The sequence below is a fragment of the Pseudorhodobacter antarcticus genome (assembly GCF_900110135.1).
Taxonomy (GTDB): Bacteria; Pseudomonadota; Alphaproteobacteria; order Rhodobacterales; family Rhodobacteraceae; genus Pseudorhodobacter; species Pseudorhodobacter antarcticus.
In genome coordinates this window covers 24336-46058 of record NZ_FOCO01000025.1, presented here as the reverse complement: position 1 = coordinate 46058, position 21723 = coordinate 24336, and the positions used below count along the sequence as shown (strand labels likewise).

Annotated in this window: 23 protein-coding genes, 1 tRNA gene and 1 pseudogene; 8 read left to right on the top strand and 17 right to left on the bottom strand. The window is 58.8% G+C overall.

The features are described from left to right. Positions 1-156: pseudogene (locus BMY36_RS19530) on the top strand (IS5/IS1182 family transposase); the annotation flags it as partial. Positions 157-269: 113 nt separating this feature from the next. Here BMY36_RS19530 and BMY36_RS12715 read toward each other — a convergent pair. The 6 genes from BMY36_RS12715 to irr form a co-directional block, all read right to left on the bottom strand. Then, positions 270-1625 carry a hypothetical protein gene (locus BMY36_RS12715; RefSeq protein ID WP_139194041.1) on the bottom strand — a complete coding sequence of 452 codons (1356 nt, stop codon included), beginning with the start codon at positions 1623-1625 and terminating at the stop codon, positions 270-272. 432 nt (positions 1626-2057) lie between these two features. Next, the gene (locus BMY36_RS12710) at positions 2058-2864 is read right to left on the bottom strand and encodes a DNA adenine methylase (protein WP_217646624.1); all 807 of its coding nucleotides are present in this window, start codon (positions 2862-2864) and stop codon (positions 2058-2060) included. Positions 2865-3134: 270 nt separating this feature from the next. Next, on the bottom strand, positions 3135-3395 hold the full coding sequence (locus BMY36_RS12705; RefSeq protein ID WP_050518332.1) for a DUF1353 domain-containing protein: 261 nt from the start codon (positions 3393-3395) through the stop codon (positions 3135-3137). After that, on the bottom strand, positions 3392-3607 hold the full coding sequence (locus tag BMY36_RS12700) for a DUF4376 domain-containing protein (protein WP_050518331.1): 216 nt from the start codon (positions 3605-3607) through the stop codon (positions 3392-3394). The genes BMY36_RS12705 and BMY36_RS12700 overlap by 4 nt, the downstream gene beginning before the upstream one ends. Before the next feature lie 19 nt (positions 3608-3626). Next, on the bottom strand, positions 3627-4283 hold the full coding sequence (locus BMY36_RS12695; RefSeq protein ID WP_050518330.1) for a DUF2161 domain-containing phosphodiesterase: 657 nt from the start codon (positions 4281-4283) through the stop codon (positions 3627-3629). Between the two features lie 6 nt (positions 4284-4289). Next, complete coding sequence (irr, locus tag BMY36_RS12690; RefSeq protein ID WP_050518343.1) at positions 4290-4709, bottom strand: Fur family transcriptional regulator Irr; 420 nt, start codon at positions 4707-4709, stop codon at positions 4290-4292. 164 nt (positions 4710-4873) lie between these two features. Here irr and fabA point away from each other — a divergent pair, with 164 nt between their 5' ends. Genes fabA through BMY36_RS12670 form a run of 4 tightly spaced genes read left to right on the top strand, consistent with a single transcriptional unit; the run spans position 4874 to position 7886 of the window. Beyond that, positions 4874-5383, top strand: coding sequence for a bifunctional 3-hydroxydecanoyl-ACP dehydratase/trans-2-decenoyl-ACP isomerase (gene fabA / locus BMY36_RS12685; RefSeq protein WP_050518329.1), 510 nt, complete (start codon positions 4874-4876; stop codon positions 5381-5383). 31 nt (positions 5384-5414) lie between these two features. Continuing rightward, the gene (gene fabB / locus BMY36_RS12680; RefSeq protein ID WP_050518328.1) at positions 5415-6641 is read left to right on the top strand and encodes a beta-ketoacyl-ACP synthase I; all 1227 of its coding nucleotides are present in this window, start codon (positions 5415-5417) and stop codon (positions 6639-6641) included. A gap of 3 nt (positions 6642-6644) precedes the next feature. After that, positions 6645-7436 carry an enoyl-ACP reductase FabI gene (locus BMY36_RS12675; RefSeq protein WP_050518327.1) on the top strand — a complete coding sequence of 264 codons (792 nt, stop codon included), beginning with the start codon at positions 6645-6647 and terminating at the stop codon, positions 7434-7436. Between the two features lie 48 nt (positions 7437-7484). Further along, positions 7485-7886, top strand: coding sequence for a VOC family protein (locus BMY36_RS12670; protein WP_050518326.1), 402 nt, complete (start codon positions 7485-7487; stop codon positions 7884-7886). A 9-nt stretch (positions 7887-7895) separates the two neighbouring features. Here BMY36_RS12670 and BMY36_RS12665 read toward each other — a convergent pair. The 3 genes from BMY36_RS12665 to BMY36_RS12655 all read right to left on the bottom strand — a co-directional run bounded on the left by BMY36_RS12665 (position 7896) and on the right by BMY36_RS12655 (position 10299). Continuing rightward, positions 7896-7969, bottom strand: a tRNA-Gly gene (locus tag BMY36_RS12665). Positions 7970-8025: 56 nt separating this feature from the next. After that, the gene (locus BMY36_RS12660; RefSeq protein ID WP_050518342.1) at positions 8026-8670 is read right to left on the bottom strand and encodes an SOS response-associated peptidase; all 645 of its coding nucleotides are present in this window, start codon (positions 8668-8670) and stop codon (positions 8026-8028) included. A 108-nt stretch (positions 8671-8778) separates the two neighbouring features. Next, positions 8779-10299: a bifunctional metallophosphatase/5'-nucleotidase gene (locus BMY36_RS12655; protein WP_050518325.1), complete on the bottom strand. Its 1521-nt coding sequence runs from the start codon at positions 10297-10299 to the stop codon at positions 8779-8781. 247 nt (positions 10300-10546) lie between these two features. Here BMY36_RS12655 and BMY36_RS12650 point away from each other — a divergent pair, with 247 nt between their 5' ends. Both BMY36_RS12650 and BMY36_RS12645 read left to right on the top strand, forming a co-directional pair. Then, on the top strand, positions 10547-10903 hold the full coding sequence (locus tag BMY36_RS12650) for a DUF952 domain-containing protein (RefSeq protein WP_050518341.1): 357 nt from the start codon (positions 10547-10549) through the stop codon (positions 10901-10903). Then, on the top strand, positions 10900-11958 hold the full coding sequence (locus BMY36_RS12645) for a quinone-dependent dihydroorotate dehydrogenase (protein ID WP_050518324.1): 1059 nt from the start codon (positions 10900-10902) through the stop codon (positions 11956-11958). Before BMY36_RS12650 ends, BMY36_RS12645 begins: the two co-directional genes overlap by 4 nt. Positions 11959-12040: 82 nt before the next feature. Here the strand turns inward: BMY36_RS12645 and BMY36_RS12640 are convergent, their stop codons facing one another. The 4 genes from BMY36_RS12640 to ccrA all read right to left on the bottom strand — a co-directional run bounded on the left by BMY36_RS12640 (position 12041) and on the right by ccrA (position 15617). Then, complete coding sequence (locus BMY36_RS12640; protein ID WP_050518323.1) at positions 12041-12277, bottom strand: Lrp/AsnC ligand binding domain-containing protein; 237 nt, start codon at positions 12275-12277, stop codon at positions 12041-12043. A 54-nt stretch (positions 12278-12331) separates the two neighbouring features. Then, positions 12332-13855, bottom strand: a complete 1524-nt coding sequence (locus tag BMY36_RS12635) for an ATP-dependent DNA helicase (RefSeq protein ID WP_050518322.1) — start codon at positions 13853-13855, stop codon at positions 12332-12334. A 77-nt stretch (positions 13856-13932) separates the two neighbouring features. Continuing rightward, positions 13933-14133, bottom strand: a complete 201-nt coding sequence (locus BMY36_RS12630) for a hypothetical protein (RefSeq protein WP_074818781.1) — start codon at positions 14131-14133, stop codon at positions 13933-13935. 191 nt (positions 14134-14324) lie between these two features. After that, positions 14325-15617, bottom strand: a complete 1293-nt coding sequence (gene ccrA / locus BMY36_RS12625) for a crotonyl-CoA carboxylase/reductase (RefSeq protein ID WP_050518340.1) — start codon at positions 15615-15617, stop codon at positions 14325-14327. 274 nt (positions 15618-15891) lie between these two features. Between ccrA and BMY36_RS12620 the strand changes: the two genes are divergently transcribed. Then, on the top strand, positions 15892-17853 hold the full coding sequence (locus tag BMY36_RS12620) for a methylmalonyl-CoA mutase family protein (RefSeq protein WP_050518320.1): 1962 nt from the start codon (positions 15892-15894) through the stop codon (positions 17851-17853). Positions 17854-17889: 36 nt separating this feature from the next. On the opposite strand, the gene lpdA is transcribed toward BMY36_RS12620, so the two are convergent. The 4 genes from lpdA to odhB form a co-directional block, all read right to left on the bottom strand. Further along, entirely contained in the window at positions 17890-19275 is a 1386-nt protein-coding gene (gene lpdA / locus BMY36_RS12615; protein ID WP_050518319.1) for a dihydrolipoyl dehydrogenase, read from the bottom strand. A 75-nt stretch (positions 19276-19350) separates the two neighbouring features. Then, a complete protein-coding gene (locus BMY36_RS12610; protein WP_050518318.1) occupies positions 19351-19746 on the bottom strand; it encodes an MAPEG family protein in 396 nt (131 codons plus the stop codon). Beyond that, positions 19743-20141: a hypothetical protein gene (locus BMY36_RS12605; protein ID WP_050518317.1), complete on the bottom strand. Its 399-nt coding sequence runs from the start codon at positions 20139-20141 to the stop codon at positions 19743-19745. The genes BMY36_RS12610 and BMY36_RS12605 overlap by 4 nt, the downstream gene beginning before the upstream one ends. Positions 20142-20226: 85 nt before the next feature. After that, the gene (gene odhB / locus BMY36_RS12600) at positions 20227-21720 is read right to left on the bottom strand and encodes a 2-oxoglutarate dehydrogenase complex dihydrolipoyllysine-residue succinyltransferase (RefSeq protein ID WP_050518316.1); all 1494 of its coding nucleotides are present in this window, start codon (positions 21718-21720) and stop codon (positions 20227-20229) included. Between the last annotated feature and the right edge of the window lie 3 nt (positions 21721-21723).

Genomic DNA, 21723 nt, shown 5'->3' with positions numbered 1-21723 from the left:
GAGCATATTTTTGGCGCGCAAGCCAACGACATGGGCGGCACCCTCGTGCGCACGATCGGTCTGGTTCGGGCCAAGGCCAAAATCGGGATGAAGAATCTCACCTACAACATGCGCCGTCTCGCCCAACTGGGTCGCATCAACCCTCACCCAGCCTGAAACACGGGCGAACACAGACGCAGATCATGCTGCGCATCGCCAAAAACGGCCCTGAACCGAAGGTCCGCGAAGCGAAATGGGCAGCACATCATCAAACCCAAGGCAACACTCTGTCAGTTGAAGGTCGCTGACGCGCTTTGGGCGGAACCTGCTATCCCGTTGCCGCGAAAACAGTCAAAAATCGAGGTGCCCTTAAGATTTTGCGCATTCATCCAAATATTGAACTCTTGTCCACGTGCGGGCCTTGATACCTCGCAATAGTTTGCATCTATATGTAGGCATGTCCGACCAGAGACTATAGCAAGTTTAGCGCCGACACCCGTTGAGGTGGCGGCCGCAAGATCTCCAAAAAAGGTGATTATATCCCTAAACCCAGTCCCCCCTCGACCATTTTCCACGGCGTTTGCGTCACCTGACACACGGTCTTGCAAGGCGTAAATGGTTCGCAAGTGTTCATCGGCATATAGCTGATTCGGGAAAGAGCTAAGGTGACTCGCAACGTATTCGTCCATCTGACGTTTAGTGGCCGCGACGCACCCATTTACTGTGGTGGAAATCGGCGCGCCAACACTCAGGAAAGCCATCTGACAGATAAATGTCTGCCCTTCGCCGGTGCCTTGACGACGCATGTAACCAGAAATCGACCAATCACCATCATTTGGGAAGTCAGGGCGGCTATGCCGCTGGGCATTATCCAAAGTCTCGCCAACGATCTTCCCAACTATACGTCTTCCTTCAGGAGACAACTCAAGGGATGAACTTTGTTGGAGCCAGTTGTCTATTTGGTCGCAAAGCTCAAAGGCCACCTCTTCACTTGATTGTGGGTCGAGATGCATCGTCGGTGACCGCGATGTTCCCGCCGGGCGCCTGCTCCGCAAAGGAAAAGCCCAAATTTCATTAGGATCAGAGTAAGTTTGGCCCAATCCAAACCTTAAAGGGCCGTTCAGGCGCAACGCTTTAATAACGGCCGACAACTGATCCCCGATAGCACCGCCATTAAAAATGGGAAGCATTTCTTGCCGCATTACCGCAAGCACCAACCATGGTCCGATATCTAAGCAGTCATGGTCTAGAAAATTAATCCGGCCAGACACACACTCAGCGTCCGCCTTTGCAATAGCGGCCAGCGACGTCATAGTCGACTTAGGCGCGGCAAAGAACGAAAAATTTTCAACTTCCAACGACCTATGGTCAGGAGATTTTAGGCGTGCGCTAGGCGACATCCAACGCTCGGTTCTGTTAGGTACCAACCCGTCAAGTAAAATGGACTTAGATAATCTCGCTGTCATGACAGCGGTTTTGGTTCTCAAATCTAATTTTTCAAGGATTACCTTGCGCTTGTGTTGCCCCTTGAGGATCAGGCGCGCCCGCGAATTCACATGTTTGTTCCAACCCAAAGTAGAAACTTTTATACTCCGGGGAAGTGAACTTAGGGGTTTGCGATATGTCGCACGATAGATTTCAGCCAACTTGCGTCGTGCGTCGGTCGGCAAGCTGGGCTTGGCAGACTTCCACGATCTAAAGCCCGGAATCAGCCACGAAAAATCCACCGAGATGCACCCACATTTTCTACATCGCCCCTATCGCCTACAGTCGATGATAAATCAATCCCAATAGCCAACCTAACTTACCCCCGCCCCCTCGACCAACAACCGCGCGCCCAACGGTCCCAGCGCCCGCCGCCACAACCCGCCCGCGTCCTCCCCCGGCAACACGGCCACGCTTTACTGCAACCGCCGCCCGGCCACTTCAACAATAGGGCCGCCGTCGACCTTATCCGTCAGCCATTAAACCGAAGAAGCGGCCCAAGCTGATCTGGGCCGCCAATCCGCGTGCTATCAGGATAATCACCGATCATTGCTTAACGAAGCGCCGTCAGATCACCCCATCCCGCCCAGACATCAATCCTCCAGCGCGAAGTTGCTGATCAACAGCTCCGCACGCTCTGGCCTGCCGCCGACGGCCGTCCCGATGGTATAGGTCGTTTTGACCTCACGCATCGCGAACCCGGCGAAGGTCTCCCTGATCTCGGGGACGTCGTTTATCGACAGGATAAACCGCCCTTTAACGCCCCTTAAAACGCCCGCCATCGCGGTGAAATCATCCCTGCTGAACATCGCCTTGCCATAGTCGTTCTCGCAACCCCAGTACGGTGGATCGAGGTAGAACAGCGTCCCCGGCCCGTCATAGCGGGTGACGAATTCGGACCAGTCCAGACACTCGATCACCACGCCTGCCAACCGGCTGTGCAGGTCTTCCAGCATCGGCTCTAGCGTGGTTAGGTTGAACCGCCCTGGGCGATCCTTTGCGACCCCAAAATTCCGCCCAGAAACCTTGCCACCAAAGACCGTGCGTTGCAGGTATAGGAAGCGCGCAGCGCGCTCCAGATCGGTCAGGGTTTCTGGGTTGGTGTCAACCAACCGGTTGAACTCGGCACGCGTTGTCAGCTGGAACCGCAGCACCTCCAGAAACTGGGGGTAGTGGCGCTGCAGGATGCGAAACAAGTTGCTGACATCGCGGCCACGATCATTGATCACTTCGGCCCTTGGGCGCATGGATCGGCGGAGGAAGATGCCGCCCATGCCGACAAACGGCTCGGCATAGGTGTGGTGGCTATCGGCATCGATGAGGCCTGTAATCCGCTTGGCCAGATTGCGTTTACCGCCGAGCCAAGGTGCGACGGGTTGAATGGGTGTGATTTCGTGCATTGTCATAATGTATAGAATCGCCTCATGATGCCGGTCCCTTCGAAGGGGGAGGAGCGGCCATTAAGCGTTGCGCTGGTCGGCGGGGTTGGTGTCCAAACTTGCCCCGTGTCGGGGGGTGTTAGCGCACCCTCCGGCCTCCTAGTCGAAGCTGGTCAACTCGGCATCGCGAACGCCCTTGGCACCGCGAACCACTTGTAAACGGCGACGCATAAAAACATCACCAACCGGCGCGCGGGGGGCACGCCTTTGGCCTCCAGCGCGAGGGCAAATTCAGCGGCGGCGCGGACGCGGTCCCAGCCTTGCCAGCAGCCAATCATGCAGGCAGGCGGCGGGCAGATAGCGCGGATCGTGGGGCGAGATCAGCCAACGCACCGGGTGCGGCACCGACACGTCAAACACAAAGCCCACAGGCACGGTGATCCATGCGCCGGAGCCTTTGACCGCCACTTCCCAGCGCAGGGGCGCGGCTGTGCGGTATTGGATGCCGCACAGGCGCTCTGTCCAATCGATCAGGTCGGTGAACTCGCTCACGGCCAGTATTTGCCACTCGCAAAATCCGCCGGGATTGGGTCTTGTTTTTTCAGCCAGTTGGCAATGAAAACCAACTCGCTTTCAACCCGTGCCGCCGCTTGCCCAAAGGCAAAAACCGTCTGCGCATCCATCGGAACAATCTTGTTATCCAGTGCAATCCAGCCGAAGTCACTTTCCCCGCCATGCCATGCCAGCGCAGGTTTGGGGGGCAAAGGCGCGCGGCTGTTGGCCCTACCGCGCTACGCCGCTGGCGGCGTGGTCCGCAAGGGCGGCGTGACCTTTGGGTGTCAGTTGGTACACGCCGCGTTCGACCCGTTCAAACCAGCCGTAATGGTCGTCGCGCATCTGTGTGGCGGCGCGCGCGACACCTGTGGCACGCGCGACCACGGCGGCTTTGCACGGGCCCGCCTGCAAATACAGCCCACAGCGCACCGCATCTTGGCGGTAATGGGTCATTTTCGCGGTGCCCGTAATGCCGCCTTCGTTTGGGTCGCCCACACGGCGGGCAAATTCGCGCAGCAGGCGGGCGGCGGGTTTGGTTTTCAAGCGCGGGGCATAGGGACCGGGGTCCAGATGCGCCTCCACGCCCTTTGGGCCGACGGCCAGCAGGCCCAGCGACAGGCGGCGGCACAGCGCAATGATGTCGCGGTAGCGTTGGGTCCAGCCTTTGGTCACGGGCACTGCCAGATACACATGGTCAAACAGGCCTTGGCGCACCACACCTTGCAGCACCAATTGCAGCGAAAACGACAGCTTCATTTCCACGATCACGGGGGGGTCGCCCGCGCGGCAGGCCATGATATCGCAATCGCCAATCTCGGCCTTCACCTCATATCCCTGCCCTTCAAGATACGCCTTGAGGGGCGCGTAGAGATCGGATTCGCGCATCGGGTGTTAGGCGCGGCGGCGCAGGCGGATGACCACATCGACCTTTGAAATCTCGGTTCCCGGTGGCAGGTCGGGCAGGCGGGTGATTTCCAGCTGGTCAGAGCGCGCATCGGTCAATTCTGCGCTGTCCTCCCAGTAGAAATGCGGGTGATCGTCCATGCGGGTGTCGAAATAGCTTTTTGATCCGTCCACCACGACTTCTTGCATCAGGCCCGCATCGCAAAACGCGCGCAGGGTGTTGTAGACGGTGGCAAGGCTCACCCCTTCAGATGTTTCAGAGGAGGCGGCAAACAAGCTTTCGGCGGTGACGTGACGGTTTTCCCCGTCGCCCACCAAAAGGCGTGCCAAAGCAACCCGCTGGCGCGTGGGGCGCAAGCCGCCTTTTGCCAGCCAATCCGTGCTGCGTTGTCCTGCGTGATCAAGCATGTGCCATTCGCCCTTTATTCCTTCCTCTATATAAAGCGCTGCGAAGGTGTTTTTCAACCCGAATGCGTGCATGTTCGCCGTCAGGTCGTGCCAGCGCCCTTGCCAGTGTCAAAGTCAGGATGCTATTGGAAACCAGACAGCCGTAAGGGAGGGGGCATTGCCGCATGACGCAGTATCCGACAAGTTTCGATAAAGAGGGTTTGCTGCAATGCGCGCGCGGCGAATTGTTTGGCCCCGGCAATGCGCAATTGCCCGCGCCGCCCATGTTGATGATGGACCGCATCACCGAAGTGTCGGGCGATGGTGGCTTGCACGGCAAGGGCCATATTGTGGCCGAATTTGATATCACCCCCGATCTGTGGTTTTTCGATTGCCATTTTCCCGGCAATCCGATCATGCCCGGTTGCCTTGGCCTTGATGGCTTGTGGCAGTTGACCGGCTTCAACCTTGGTTGGCGCGGCTGGCTGGGGCGCGGTTATGCGCTGGGGGTTGGTGAGGTAAAGCTGACAGGCATGGTGCGCCCAGACCGCAAGATGCTGCGGTATTACGTTGATTTCACCAAAGCCATTCAAACCCGCCGCCTGACAATGGGCGTAGCCGATGGCCGCGTCGAGGCAGATGGCGAGGTGATTTATCTGGTCAAGGATATGAAGGTCGCGCTGTCGGAAAGCTGATCTTTTGCGTTCAAGAATAAGGAGTGCGCCCATGCGCCGCGTCGTCATCACTGGTATTGGTATTGTATCGTCCATCGGCAACAACGCCGCCGAGGTGGAGGCGTCGCTGCGCGCTGGGAAATCGGGCATCGTTGCCGCGCCCGAATATGCCGAACATGGGTTTCGCAGCCAAATTCACGGCATGCCGCAGATCGTGCTGGAAGATCACATCGACAAGCGTGACTTGCGGTTTATGGGGCCGGGGGCCGCCTATAACTTTATCGCGATGGAACAGGCGATTGCGGATGCAGGCCTTGATGCGTCGGATGTGTCGAATGAACGGTCGGGCCTGATTATGGGGTCGGGCGGGCCGTCGACATCGAACTTTTTCCAAGCGCATAAGATGGTGATTGAAAAAGGCGCGCCAAAGCGGATGGGCCCGTTCATGGTCACGCGCTGCATGTCGTCCACAAATTCGGCCTGTTTGGCCACCCCGTTCAAAATCAAGGGCGTGAATTATTCCATCACCTCCGCCTGTTCCACATCGGCGCATTGCATCGGCAATGGCACCGAACTCATTCAGATGGGCAAGCAAGATATTGTGTTTGCAGGCGGCGGCGAAGAACTCGACTGGACCCTGTCCTGCCTGTTCGACGCGATGGGCGCGATGAGCAGCAAGTATAACGACACCCCCGAACTGGCCGCGCGTGCCTTTGATGCGACCCGGGATGGGTTCGTGATTGCAGGCGGCGGCGGCGTTGTGGTGCTGGAGGAGTTGACCCACGCCCTTGCCCGCGGCGCCAAGATTTATGCCGAAGTGACCGGATACGGCGCCACATCGGACGGCGCCGATATGGTGGCCCCATCGGGCGAAGGTGGCGAACGCTCCATGCGTTTGGCCATGTCCACCCTGCCCGAAGGGCGCAAAGTGACCTATATCAACGCGCATGGCACATCGACCCCCGCAGGCGATGTGACCGAAGTAAAGGCCATTCGCCGGGTGTTTGGCGATGGCTCCGTGCCGCCAATTTCATCGACCAAATCGCTGACCGGCCACAGCTTGGGCGCAACCGGCGTGCATGAAGCGATTTATTCTTTGTTAATGATGCAGGGCGGTTTCATCACCGCCTCCGCCAACGTCACGCAGCTGGACCCCGAATTGAAACCCGAGGAAATCGCGACCGAGTTTGCAAACGCCGATCACGACAGCATCCTCTCAAACTCCTTCGGGTTCGGTGGCACCAACGCCACGCTGCTGATGTCAAAGTACAAGGATTAACCCATGGCCGATCTGATGAAGGGCAAGCGGGGCCTTGTGATGGGTGTCGCAAATGAACGGTCCATCGCATGGGGCTGCGCGCGCGCGCTAGCGGCCGAGGGGGCAGAACTGGCGTTCACCTATCAAGGCGATGCGTTTGGCAAACGGTTGGAACCGCTGGCCGCAAGCGTTGGGTCCAGCATGATGGTGGATGTGGATGTGACCGATGACGCGTCGCTCGATCTGGCGTTTGCGCGCATCAAGGATGAATGGGGCAGCATTGATTTTCTGATCCACGCAATCGCGTTTTCGGATAAAAACGAACTGACAGGCCGCATCAGCAACACCAGCCGCGCCAATTTCAAAAACTCGATGGATATCAGCTGTTTCAGCTTTATCGACGTATCGCGGCGTGCGGCGGAATTGATGCCGAATGGCGGCTGTTTGATGACCATGACTTATGGCGGGTCCAACCGCGTAACCCCCAATTACAACGTGATGGGCGTGGCCAAGGCGGCGCTGGAATCGGCTGTGCGCTATCTCGCGGCCGATTTGGGGCCGCAAAAAATTCGGGTGAACGCAATTTCACCGGGCCCGATGAAAACCCTTGCCGGGGCGGCGATTGGCGGCGCACGCGCAACCTATCGCCACACGGAGGCGAACGCGCCGCTGCAAACCAATGCCAGTCTGGAATCAGTTGGCGGCACGGCGGTATTTTTGGCCTCCGATTACGGGATGCACACCACGGGCGAAATTGTGCGCGTGGATGGCGGCTATCACGTCTTGGGCATGCCCCGCGCCGAACATATCGGTTGACGCAAACACCATTCGGCGCATCCTGTGGTTTTACAAAGGACGCGCCGAATGACCCAAATGGTTTTCATCAATATCCCCGTGTCTGATCTGGATCGATCAAAGTCGTTTTTCCAAGCCATTGGATTCACGCTGAATTTGAACTTTGCCGATGAAACGGCCTGTTGTGTGGTGATCGCGGACAACATCAACCTGATGGTCCTTTCGCACACAAAATTCGACAGCTTTGCCACTCTGCCCCGCGCGGACCCGCACAAAACCACCTCCGTTATGATCGCGCTGAACCGTGACAACCGCGCGGCGGTGGATGCGATGGTCGATGCCGCGCTTGCCGCAGGTGGCACCGAACCCAAACCCGCCACCGATCACGGCTTTATGTATGGGCGCACGTTCCAAGACCCGGACGGCAACGTGTTTGAACCCTTTTGGATGGACCAAACCGTGCAAAATTGACTGTGAAGGTGGAGCGGGCGGCGGGAATCGAACCCGCGTCTTCTGCGTGGAAGGCAGAGGTCTTACCATTACACAACGCCCGCGTCTCTGAACCTATAATCGCACAGCCCCCCCAGTGCAAGCGCCGTGGGCGGCAAATTCACCCCTCGAACGGTTCGATCAACGCGGCCCCCTCTGCCCGGTTGGAATTGACGGCGGGCGACACGCGGTGTGATTGCAACACGCCCAAGCCCTGCGCCACCATCAAAGGGGCAGCCCCATGCCCCGCCTCGCCCAACCACAGCGCCCAATCGGCGGGGTCCAGAATAACAGGTTCGCGGTGATGGATTGCGGCCAGCCCCGGCCCCGCGTCCACCGTGACCATCGCACAGGTCGCCGCCCCCTGCCACGCTTGCCAAATTCCCGCAAAGGCCATCAGCGCCCCATCGCTGCGGGTGATCAACCACGGCAAACGCGCGCCGCCGTCCCCTGCCGACCATTCGTAAAACCCAACCGCCGGAATAATGCAGCGCCGGGCGCGCACTGCATCCCGAAACGCAGGCTTGGTCGCAATTGTATCAGCCCGCGCGTTGATGATCAGCGGCCCTTGCGCGGGGGCCGCATACCAGCTTGGGATGAACCCCCAGCGCATCGCCTGCAACCGCCGCCCTGCGGTCACCACGGCCACGCTTTGCGTCGGGCAAATGTTGTTCCGCGGCCCCATAGGCAAATCATTGTCAGGAACCGCGTCAAACATCCGGGCCAGCGCATCATTTGGCTGCGTCATCAAAAACCGCCCGCACATCTGCCCCCCTTTCCCTTCATCTTGGCTTAAATACCTAAAACCCTGCGCCAAAAAGCAAAGGCCGCACCCATTTGCGCGGCCTTTGCCCCCGGTCAAACCGTTACAGCGTCATTCGCCGACCTTTTTGACTCGCCCCTCAACCACGCTGGTCACGCCACCCATTTTGACGATGTAATCCATCACATCATTCGCCATCAAGTTGCCGTTGCCTCCGTTTATCAACACGTTGCCACCCCCAAGCGCGCCAAATCCATCGCCGCCCCCAAGGATAAAGTCGTTCGCGGCAACCTTGTACAGCGTATCGGCGTCCAGCGGCGCACCGCCCACCGTTGCCTCCACAATCCGCGCACCAGCGGGGGCGGTTGGGTCATACACAATGGTGGCCCCCGAAAGTTGCAAGAATCGACCCGCACCTTTTTCGACCTGCGACACGCCATTTTCCAATGCGGCCAACACTTGGCTGCCCGGCAATTCGGTCAAAACGGTCGCGTTGCCAAAGGGCAGTTCGGTCAACACATCGCGGCGCGTCAGCATCCGCCCCGCGTCATAGGTGGTGTCGCCGCGAATACCGCCGCCATTGGCTAGCCCAATATCGGCCCCCGTCGCATCGCGAATGGCATCGGCGATCAAGTTGCCCATGGCCGATTCCTCTGCCCGGATCACGTTGCGGCGCGAATCAAGCATACCCGTTGTGGCCCCAATTTCGACATTCAAGCTCACATCCAACTGAGTTTGCAGCGCGTCCACCATCGCTTGGGATTCGGGGTCGGGCGTCACGCTGGCGGTGTCGATAAAGCGAAACATCGGCGTCCATTTCACCGTGCGTTTGCCATCCGCCTCGGTCACATCCACCATCAAATCCAGCGGCGACAGGAATTTCCCGTCAATCGACGTTTCGACATAGGCCGTGATCCCATCATAAGACGTACCATAGCTGTGATCATCGCCCGACAGCACCACGTCAAACGCTTTGGACGCAATCAGCGCCTCATCATTGCGCTTGTCGGTTTGCACCACACCCACGACCAGATCGGCGCCATCGTCGCGCGCTTGTTTGGCGGCAGCAATCCCCATCTCAACCGTCGGCCCAAAGATCAGGTCGCCAGTGTTGGCCACGGTGGGCGACGTGTCTTGCGCCACGGGAATAAGCGCGATTTTCAGCCCCGCCACCTCTTTCATCATCACACCACCCACGCCCGGCAGCGGCGACCCATCGGCCTGCGTGATGTTGATCGCGGCCCAAGGATATTTCGACGCCGCAACTTTTTCGAGGAAATTTTCCGGCCCAAAATCGAATTCATGGTTGCCGGGCACCGCCAAATCAAACGGTTCCAGATTGGTCAGGTCAATCGTGTTTTGCCCCTTGTCAAACCCCGATAGGATCGACGGCGACAACATATCGCCATCAAACACATAGATCGTATTGGGGTTGGCGGCGCGTTCGGCCTTTGCCACTGCGTTCAGGCGGGCAAAACCGCCACGACCATCCTCATCCGCGAAATTATAGATGTCGCCCACCCCCAGAAACGTTAGTTTGATGGTATCTGCCTGCGCCGCCGCCAAGGGCAACACCAAGGCGGTCGCGCCTAGCAAGGCTGCGGAAAAACCTGTGGCCAATCTGTTCATCATCAATACTCCTGTTGGATAAGGCCCTATCATTGCGCCGCAGCGCGCGTCTGTCAAAGCATGATACGCGAATGGCACGGAGGGGGGCGCACGGGGCGTGAAACGAAAGGGGGGGGCCAACCGCACAGCATTCCAAACGCGCAGCAGTCCAACCGCACAGCAGTCCAACCGCGCAGCAGTCCAACCGCACAGCAGTCCAACCGCACGGGGGCCATTGACGCAAATCCCCCCTCGGTGCATGAACAAGCCCATGTTGATATTCAAAATCTTTCGCCGTTCCGAATGGAACCAGCTGCAACAGGCAGGCCAAACCACGGGCGCACCGATTGATGTGGCCGATGGGTATGTCCATTTTTCCACCGCCGCACAGGTGGCAAAAACGGCTGCCCTCTATTTCGCGGACCAATCCGATCTGGTTTTGGTCGCGGTAGAGGCGGATCACTTGGGCAGCGATCTGCGGTGGGAGGCGTCGCGCGATGGCGCCCTGTTCCCCCATCTTTACCGCATGCTGCGCATGTCGGATGTGGCTTGGGACAAGGCGCTGCCTTTGGGCGCCACGGGCCATATCTTCCCGGAAGGCCATATGTTCGCGGGACTAAAAGCATGACAGTCACCGAACGTCTGGCCTTGCGGGCGCTGCATCAAATCGATCCGGAACGCGCACATGGGCTGTCGGTGCTGGCGCTGCGCTTGGGGCTGGCCCCCACACCCGGCCCTTTTGCCACCCCGCGCCTTGTCACCACATTGGCCGGCATGGCGCTGCCCAACCCCGTGGGCCTCGCCGCCGGATATGATAAAAACGCCGAATGTCTGCCTGCTCTCATGCAATCCGGCTTTGGCTGGCTCGAGGTGGGGGCGGCAACCCCCCTGCCCCAACCCGGCAACCCCAAACCGCGCTTGTTTCGCTTGACCAAAGACCGCGCCGCCATCAACCGCTTTGGCTTTAACAACCAAGGGATGGAGGCGATTGCAACCCGCCTCGCCAAACGCCCAAACGGCGTGCCCGTGGGGCTGAACCTGGGGGCCAACAAAACCTCGACCGACCGCGCGGCAGATTTTGTGCATGTGCTGGCCCATTGCGGCGATCATGTGGATTTTGCCACCGTCAACGTCTCCTCGCCCAACACTGAAAAACTGCGCGACCTGCAAGGGGCCGCCGCCCTGACCGGCCTTTTGACCGGCGTGATGGAGGTGCGCGACGAACTCGCCTCCGCCATCCCGATCTTTCTAAAAATCGCCCCAGATCTGACCGACGAAGAGCTGGCCCAAATCGCCGAAGTCGCCCTCGCCACCGGCGTTTCCGGTATCATCGCCACCAACACCACCTTGGCGCGCGATGGGCTGAAAAGCCGCCACGCAAATCAGGCGGGCGGGCTGTCTGGCGCGCCGCTGTTCGAAAAATCCACCCGCATTCTGGCACAACTGTCGCAATTGACAGATGGCAAAATCCCCCTCGTCGGCGTGGGCGGTATCAGCACAGCCGATCAAGCCTATGCCAAAATTCGCGCCGGCGCATCGGCAGTGCAGCTTTACACCGCAATGGTCTACCATGGCATCAGCCTTGCAGGCGATATCGCAGCAGGGCTGGACTCATTGTTGGAACGTGACGGCTACACCACGGTCGCCCAAGCCGTCGGAACCCAACGCGGCGCGTGGCTCTAACCCTCTCATTCGTCTTGGCAAAAATACCTGCGGGGGGTCCGGGGGGGCAGCGCAGCCCCCCGGCGCTTGCCCCAAAACAGGCCTAAAACGCTTTGAACGTCATCGTCGTCAAGGTCCGCACAATGCCCGGAATGTCGAACAGTGACGACGACAGGTAATGCCCTACGTCCTGCCCTTCGGGGATATAAACCTTTGCAATCAGGTCATATTCCCCGCTGGTGGAAAACAGTTCGGACACCACCTCCCGGTCATAAATCGCATCGGCCACCTCATAGGTTTTGCCGGGGGTGCAGCGGAATTGGACGAAAACGGCGGTCATGACACTCTCCTGATTTGGCAAAGTCATAGGCGGCGGCGGGGCGGGACGAAAGCCCTATTCCTCCACCTCTAACGCAAGCGGCGCGGGTTTGGCGACCAAATCTGACACGCCCAGCACCGTGATCGGGCGCGCAAGGCGGTTGCGCACCACCCACAGCAGGCGGTCTTGGGCGCGGGTGATCGCGACATAGGCAAGGCGTTTCCACAGCGGTATCCCCGCCTCGCTGCGCCCCGCTTGGGCGGCCGCCCACAGGTCGGGCGCAAACACCTGCACCGTGTCCCATTGGCTGCCTTGCGCCTTGTGAATGGTCACGGCGGCCCCGTGCAAAAACGCGGCCCCCATTTTCGCGGCAGACGGGATGAACGGTTCATCCTCATCCGGTTTTTCAATTTTGATGATGCTGGCCGCAGACACTTGCGGCTCCTCGGCGCCCACCACATGCAGGCGGGCAAACCCGTCGCGGTTGCCCGGTCCCATATAGATCACTTGCGCGCCTTTGATCAGGCCCCGCGCCTCTAGGTCAATCCGTTTTTTGCGGTGTTTTACGGGCAATTCGATGCCATCACAAATCAACGGCTCCCCTGGGATCAGTTCAAATTCAGGGGCACCGTGGGCGGCGCGAAAGGCGGTGATCAACCTTATCCGGGTCGCGTTGCGCCAGACCAGAACGGGCGACCGCGCCATCAAATCACTGTCGACCCGCTGCGCCATTTCCACGCGGGGGTCGCGCGCCGCAGCCTCCTCCACCATGCGTTCAAACCGTTCAAACGTCAGGCTGGGGTCGGCCAGCGCATGGGCCAGGTCCAAAATCGGATTGCCTTCAGCTTGGCGGTGGATGCGTGACAATTCCAGCCTGCGGGTGGAGCCAAGCGTGTTGAACACCATCTCGCCCGAACTGCCCACGGGTGCCAGCTGTGCAGGGTCGCCAAACAGCACCAAAGTTGGAAAAATCTCGCGCAGATCATCAAACTGGCGCTGATCAAGCATCGAGGATTCGTCGACAAACCCAACATCCAGTGGCTCCTCCCGGCGTTTCCAGCCTTTGATGAAATCGGATCCGCGCAGGCCCGCCGCAGCCAAGGCACCGGGGATGGACGCCACGGTATCATAAAACGCGCGCGCGCGGTCCAGCGCCAATTCGCTCAACCCCTCCACCTGCGGGCGGGGGCCGTTGCCCGCCAACCATTCCGCGATCTGTTCATATTGTGGGTCATACAGCGGCGTATACAAAATACGGTGGATGGTGGTCGCGGGCACGCCGCGCAACCGCAGCACCGATGCCGCCTTATTTGTCGGGGCCAAAATCGCCAACGTCCGGCGATCTTTGCGTTTTTTGCCTTCATAATCGCCAGACACCACATCGACACCCGCTGCGACCATCGCTTTATACAGGCTGGCCAACAGCATGGTTTTGCCAGACCCGGCCTTGCCCACAATCGCCAACACGCTGGATTTGCCTTCCATCGCGGGCGTCAGGGTGGCGTTATCCAAATTAATCCCCATGCCCCGAAGTTGATCGGAAAGCCTGTCCCAAGCCTCGGCCTGATCGTCGGAGAATGTGTGTTCGGTGTTTGCCATTTAGCGACCATAACGGTGCCGCCGCGCCAAGACCAGCGAGCAAGCCCCAGTTTCACCGCAAAAACCACCCGCCCCCGTTAATGCGCCCGCCTGCGCTTTTCAGCGATGGCATCGGCCACCGCATCCAAGGGTGGGGGCGATTGGGTGGCGGCTGCCCCCGCCTCCAGCCGCGCCACTTGCAGGGCGGTAGTCACCTGCGCCGCCAAGGCGGGAAGGTTGTTTTCGTCCGCATAGACCCGCAGATCGGCCAACACGTCAAAGATCCAGTCATGGCGCATTGCGCCCCCAATTTTAATCGTTGAAACCAACACCCAAAATCATGCGGTGCCTCACAGCCTAACCCGCGATCTGTCAACAAACAGTAACCACAATCCAAATAGTGTTGCGCAAGCAAAAAGCCGCCATTCCGATTGGGAAATGGCGGCTATCATGGTTAACAAAAGGTTAACAAAACCGGAGGGTTAACCAATTAACGGTTCTTGCTGGTTTCCAGCGCATCCTCAAACGTGCGCAGGCCGGTGCGCGGCGCTTGGACCAACACGGCCATATTGCCGGGCTTGTGTTCATTGCGGCGCATTTTCATATGGGCAGCGGGAATATCGGCCCATGGGAACACTTCGGACATGCAGGGGTCCAAGCGGCGTTCCAGCATCAGGTTGTTGGCCGATGACGCCTGTTTTAGATGCGCAAAATGGCTGCCTTGCACGCGCTTTTGGTGCATCCACAAATACCGCACGTCAAAGGTGCAGTTAAACCCCGTGGTTCCGGCGCAAATCACCACCATGCCACCTTTTTTGCACACCAGCGTCGACACCGGAAACGTCGCCTCGCCCGGATGTTCAAACACCATATCGACGTTGTTGCCTTTGCCGGTGATGTCCCAAATAGCCTTGCCAAACTTGCGCGCCTCAACGAACCACTCCTTATATTCTGGCGTGTTCACGGTGGGCAATTGCCCCCAGCATTTGAAATCTTTGCGGTTGATCACACCTTTCGCGCCAAGGCCCATGACAAAGGCGCGCTTGTCCTCGTCCGATATCACGCCGATCGCGTTAGCGCCTGCCGTGTTGATCAACTGGATCGCATAGGAACCAAGGCCACCCGATGCGCCCCACACCAGCACGTTTTGCCCCGGTTTCAGGTCATGCGGTTCATGGCCGAACAGCATCCGGTAGGCGGTCGCAAGCGTCAGGGTGTAACAGGCCGATTCCTCCCATGTCAGGTGCTTTGGCCGCGCCATAAGCTGTTGCGCCTGCACGCGGGTGAACTGCGCAAAGGATCCATCGGCGGTTTCATAGCCCCAAATCCGCTGACTGGTGGAAAACATCGGGTCGCCGCCGTTACATTCCTCATCGTCGCCATCGTCTTGGTTGCAGTGGATCACCACCTCATCGCCAACTTTCCAGCGTTTCACCTTGTCGCCCACGGCCCAAACGATGCCCGCCGCATCGGACCCCAGCACCGCATAATCGGCCTTATGCACATCAAACACCGACATCGGCTGCCCCAGACAGGCCCAAACGCCGTTGTAATTGACACCCGCCGCCATCACCATCACCAGCACTTCGTTGCTGTCAAGCTTTGGGGTGTCCACCACCTCCACCTGCATTGCGGTATCTGGTTCGCCGTGGCGCGCGGCACGAATGACCCACGCATACATCTGGCTGGGGACATGGCCCAAGGGCGGCATTTCCCCAATGTCATAAAGGTCTTTTTCAGGTGCATCATAGGCAACAATGTTTGGTTGCGTATCCAGTGCCATGCCGGCCTCCTGTTCAGTGTGATCACGCCGCATCGCAGAATCAATGCGGCTTTACGCAAGAGGTAAGGCGATTTGCGCAACATTACAAGGATTACGTGTACGTTTTTGTAACTTTGTTTCTGCTGCATAGCAGCATTTCGCGTCTACTGCGGCACGTTCACGCCGCGCGACAGGATTTTGCGCCTGCTGCAACGCAGCGAATTGACACGGGCATAAAATGTCTATTATCAATCAAATAAAGAAATAAAATTGCGCACAGATGCACGGAGATGCCATGCCCCCCAAAGATAAGCCTTGGCTGTTTCGCACCTATGCTGGCCATTCCACCGCCACCGCGTCCAACACGCTGTACCGGGGCAATCTGGCCAAGGGACAAACCGGATTGTCGGTGGCCTTTGATCTGCCGACCCAGACCGGTTACGATTCAGACCATGAATTGGCGCGGGGCGAGGTGGGCAAGGTGGGGGTGCCCGTGGCACATTTGGGCGATATGCGGTCGCTGTTTGCGGATATTCCGCTGGACCAGATGAACACGTCGATGACCATCAATGCCACCGCGCCGTGGTTGCTGGCGCTGTATATCGCGGTGGCCGAGGAGCAAGGCGCGGACATCGCGGACCTGAACGGCACCGTGCAAAATGACATTATCAAAGAATACCTGTCGCGCGGCACCTATATTTGCCCGCCCGCACCCAGCCTGCGCATGATCACCGATGTCGCGGCCTATACGCAAAAACACCTGCCCAAATGGAACCCGATGAACGTCTGTTCCTATCATTTGCAAGAGGCGGGGGCGACCCCGGAACAAGAGCTGGCCTTTGCGCTGGCCACCGCCTGCGCCGTGCTGGATGATTTGAAAGCAAAGGTTTCCGCCGATGATTTCCCCAATATGGTGGGGCGGATTTCGTTTTTCGTGAACGCAGGCATCCGGTTTGTGACCGAGATGTGCAAAATGCGCGCGTTTGTGGACCTGTGGGATGAGATTTGTTTGGACCGCTACGGCGTGCAAGACGCCAAATACCGCCGCTTTCGCTATGGGGTGCAGGTGAATTCGCTGGGGTTGACCGAACAACAACCCGAAAACAACGTCTACCGCATTTTAATCGAATCCTTGGCCGTGACATTGTCCAAAAAGGCCCGGGCGCGGGCGGTGCAATTGCCCGCCTGGAACGAGGCGTTGGGCCTACCGCGCCCGTGGGACCAGCAATGGTCGCTGCGCATGCAGCAAATCCTCGCCTACGAATCCGATTTGCTGGAATATGACGACCTGTTTGATGGCAACCCGGCGGTGGACCGCAAGGTGGAGGCGTTGAAGGTAGGCGCGCGCGAGGAGTTGGCGCAAATCGACGCGATGGGCGGCGCTGTGGCCGCAATCGCCTATATGAAAGGCCGTCTGGTCGAGGCGAATGCCGAACGCATTGGCAAGATTGAAACGGGGGAAACGACCGTGGTCGGCGTAAACCGTTGGACGCAAACCACGCCCAGCCCGCTGACCGCAGGCGATGGGTCGATTATGGTGGCCGACCCCGAAGCGGAGGCAGACCAAATCGCACGCCTGACCGATTGGAAAACCGCCCGCAGCTCGGCGGCCGTCGAGGCCGCGCTTGCCGCGCTGCGCAGTGCCGCGCAGGACGGAACCAATATCATGGGCCCGTCGATTGCCTGCGCCAAAGCGGGCGTGACAACGGGCGAATGGGGGGCCACCATCCGCGCGGCCTTTGGCGAATACCGCGCGCCCACAGGCGTCTCGCGCAACCCATCCAACCGCACCGAAGGGCTGGAGCCGATCCGTGAAGCGGTGCAGGCCGTTGCCGCCAAACTGGGGCGGCCCTTGACGTTTTTGATGGGCAAACCGGGCCTTGATGGTCATTCCAATGGTGCAGAACAAATCACCGCCCGCGCCCGTGACTGCGGGATGCAAATCCATTATGAAGGGATCCGGTTGACGCCCGCCGAAATTGTGCAGGCCGCGATCGACGAGCAGGCGCATGTGATTGGCCTGTCCATCCTGTCAGGCTCGCACCTGCCGCTGATCACAGAAACGCTGGACATTATGCGCGCGCGCGGGTTGGCAGAGGTGCCGCTGATCGTTGGCGGGATTATTCCAGAGGAGGACGCAGTCCGGCTGCGCACGCTGGGTGTGGCCGCCGTTTACACCCCCAAAGATTTTGAGCTGAACCGGATTATGATGGATATTGTCCATCTGGTCGATCAAACGCCTGTGGCGGCGGAATGACAAAAGGGGGCGGTTAACGCCCCCTTTTCGCAAGGTTTACGCGTGAATGGCCCCATCGCCGCAAGCAAGGGCCGCCTCGCGCACCGCCTCGGAATAGGTGGGGTGGGCGTGGCAGGTAAGTGCTAGATCTTGGGCCGATGCGCCAAACTCCATCGCCACGCACACCTCATGAATCAAATCGCCCGCCATAGGGCCGATGATATGCGCGCCCAAAATGCGGTCGGTATCCTTGTCCGCCAAAATCTTCACAAAACCATCGGCCTGGAAAATCGCCTTGGCCCGCGCGTTGCCCATGAAGGAGAATTTGCCAACCTTATAGGCGCGCCCGGCCTCTTTCAGCTGCTCCTCGGTCTGGCCAACCGATGCCACTTCGGGGGTGGTATAGATCACGCCGGGGATGACATCATAGTTCACATGGCCGGATTTGCCCGCCAGAATTTCGGCCAGCGCCATGCCTTCATCCTCGGCCTTATGGGCCAGCATCGGGCCGACAATCGCATCACCAAGGGCATAGACGCCTTTGATATTCGTGGCGAAATGGTGGGTTTTGACTTGGCCGCGCTTTTCCATTTCAACGCCCAACGCCTCCAACCCCAGCCCGTCGACATAGGGTTTGCGGCCCGTGGCAACCAGCACGCAATCGGTGTCGAGTGTCACCTCGCTGTCATCCTTGCGCAGCTTATAGGTGACTTTGGCCTTGCCGCCTTTGGCGGTTGCCCCTTGAACGGCAGCGCCAAGAATGAACTTAATCCCTTGTTTGGTCAAAATTTTCTGGAACGCTTTGGCCACTTCGGCGTCCATACCCGGCGTAATTGCGTCCAAATATTCGACCACCGTCACCTCAGTGCCCAAGCGCGCATAGACCGAGCCCATTTCCAGCCCGATCACGCCCGCGCCGATCACCACCATCGACTTTGGAATTTTGTTCAGCACCAAAGCGCCGGTGGAGGTGACAATCGTTTTCTCATCGACCTCCACACCGGCCAAGCTTGCGGGTTCGGACCCGGTGGCGATGACAATGCTTTTCGCCTCATGCACCTCATCACCCACTTTGACCTGACCTGCGGCGGGAATGGTGCCCCAGCCTTTTAGCCAAGTGACCTTGTTTTTCTTAAACAAAAACTCAATGCCTTTGGTGTTGCCGTCGATGGTTTCTTGTTTATAGGCCTTCATCTGGTCCCAATCGACCGAAGGGGATTTGCCTTTCAGGCCCATTTTGGCGAAGTTATGCTCTGCCTCATGCAGGCTGTGGGTGGCGTGCAGCAGCGCCTTGGACGGGATGCAGCCGACGTTCAGGCAGGTGCCGCCAAGGGTATCGCGCCCCTCAACAACGCCCACTTTCAGGCCGAGTTGCGCGCAGCGAATGGCGCAAACGTAGCCGCCGGGGCCACCGCCGATGATGATGACGTCAAAACTTGCCATGGGGAGTGTCCTTTTCTTAGGTGCGGAGCGGGGGGTGGTGCAAGCGCCCCCCGAGGATATGTTTGAGCGGATGATTTATACCAAGGTGGCGATAATCATCGTGAAGGTGGCGAAAAAGCCTGTGGCCCAGATGATGGAACGGCCCGGCCGCCAGCCGTAGAAGTAGGCGGGGATATAGAGGACGCGGGCGGCGAGGTAGACCCAAGCGCAGGTTTGGGTGAGGGGGGTGGATTGGTTGCCAAGTGTTACAACCAGAACGGCGATGGTGAAAAGGATTAGCCCTTCAAAATGGTTGTTCATCGCGCGTTGCAACCGACCCGTGCGGTCACTGATTTGGCGGCTTGGCGGGCGGTCGCGGGCCGATGAGGTGTAGCCGGTGCCGAGTTCCATATTCGCCGGAATGGCGAAGAGGGCGAATTGGACGGCTTGGAGGAGGGCCGCGAGGGCGAGGGTTGTGAGTTCTGGGGTCATCGTTTTGCTATAAACTTTGGGACAAGTCCTTGCGGATCATTTACTTTTTTCGTTTCGAAATCGCATTCTGAATTCCCGCAGGTGAACTTCCATTCTTCAACACCATAGTTTCCAAGACCACCCATACTCATTCGGGATGATGACGCCAACGAAAGCCGCCCAATCCGACACTTGGGGCACAAATCGCCTTTTGTCGTTCGGTCTAACTCTGCCTCGAGAGACGTGATTTTTTCTTTTGCGTCGGCAAGGGCGATTTTCGTGTCAGCCAAAGCGCTTATCAGTTCAGCTATTTTAAGTTTATAGCTCGCCTCGTCGACACCACGATCGATTTCACGAAGGTCTTTTGCAATCCCTATAGCGGCTGACGCCGCTGCCAATCCTTGGATAAGATCCATATTTCGGTCTCCCTAATGGTGGGGTAAAACCCCACCCTACGCCACATCATCGTCGCGGCGTAGGGTGGGTGAAACCCACCGCCCCTTACAAATCCATCAGCAACCGCCGTGGATCTTCCAGCGCCTCTTTCACGCGCACAAGGAAGGTCACAGCCCCTTTGCCATCCACAACGCGGTGGTCATAGGACAAGGCCAGATACATCATCGGGCGGATGACGATTTGCCCCTTTACCACCACCGGGCGGTCTTGGATTTTATGCATCCCCAAAATCCCCGATTGCGGCGGGTTCAGGATGGGCGAGGACATGAGCGAGCCGTAAACACCGCCGTTGGAAATGGTAAAGCTGCCGCCTTGCATTTCGGCCATCGACAGTTTGCCATCGCGCGCGCGCAGGCCCAGTTCGGTGATCTTTTTCTCAATCGCGGCAAAGCCCATTTGGTCGGCGTCACGCACCACAGGCACCACAAGACCGGACGGCGTGCCCACGGCAACCCCCATATGGACGTAGTTTTTATAGACCACATCGGTGCCGTCGATTTCGGCGTTCACCTCTGGCACCTCTTTCAACGCGTGGGTGCAAGCCTTGACGAAAAAGGACATAAAGCCGAGTTTGACCTTATGCTTTTTCTCAAACATGTCTTTGTATTCGTTGCGCAATTCCATGATGCCGGACATATCCACCTCGTTATAGGTGGTCAGCATGGCGGCGGTGTTCTGGCTTTCCTTCAGGCGGCGCGCGATGGTTTGGCGCAGCTTGGTCATCTTCACCCGCTCTTCGCGGCTCGCGTCATCGGCGGGCACAGGCGCGCGGGGCACCGATACTGGCGCGGGGGCTGCGGCGGGGGCAGAGGAGGCTTTTGCCACGTCTTCTTTCATCACGCGGCCATCGCGGCCCGACCCTTGGACCTGATCGCGGGTGATGCCTGCCTCGGCCATGGCCTTTTTGGCGGATGGGGCATCCTCCACATCTTTGCCGGATTTGGCGGGGGCGGCCTCGACCTTTTCCACTTTGGCGGCGGGGGCGGTCGCCCCTTCGGAAATCACGGCCAGCTTGGCGTTGGCGGACACGGTTTCGCCTTCGGCCGCGATAATCTCGGTCAACACACCTGCGACGGGGCTTGGCACCTCCACCGACACTTTATCGGTTTCCAACTCGCACAGCATTTCGTCTTGCGCGACCATGTCGCCCACCTTTTTGAACCAGGTAGAGACGGTCGCCTCGGACACGGATTCGCCAAGCGTTGGTACATTTACGTCGGTCATTTTACCCTCTTTCACGCTGGCCTCGGCCTTTGCGGATTTGTCATTTGATATTTTGGCGGTCGCCGCAGATGTTGCTGATGCCGCGCCAATTTGCGCCAGCAAGGCGTCGACGCCAACGGTCTGCCCTTCGGCCGCGACGATTTCGGTCAGGGTTCCGGCCACCGGGCTTGGTACCTCAACCGTGACTTTGTCGGTTTCCAATTCGCACAGCATTTCGTCCACCGCGACCGCATCGCCCAGCTTTTTATACCAGGTCGCCACGGTCGCTTCGGTCACGCTTTCGCCAAGGGTAGGAACCCTTACTTCGGTTGCCATGCG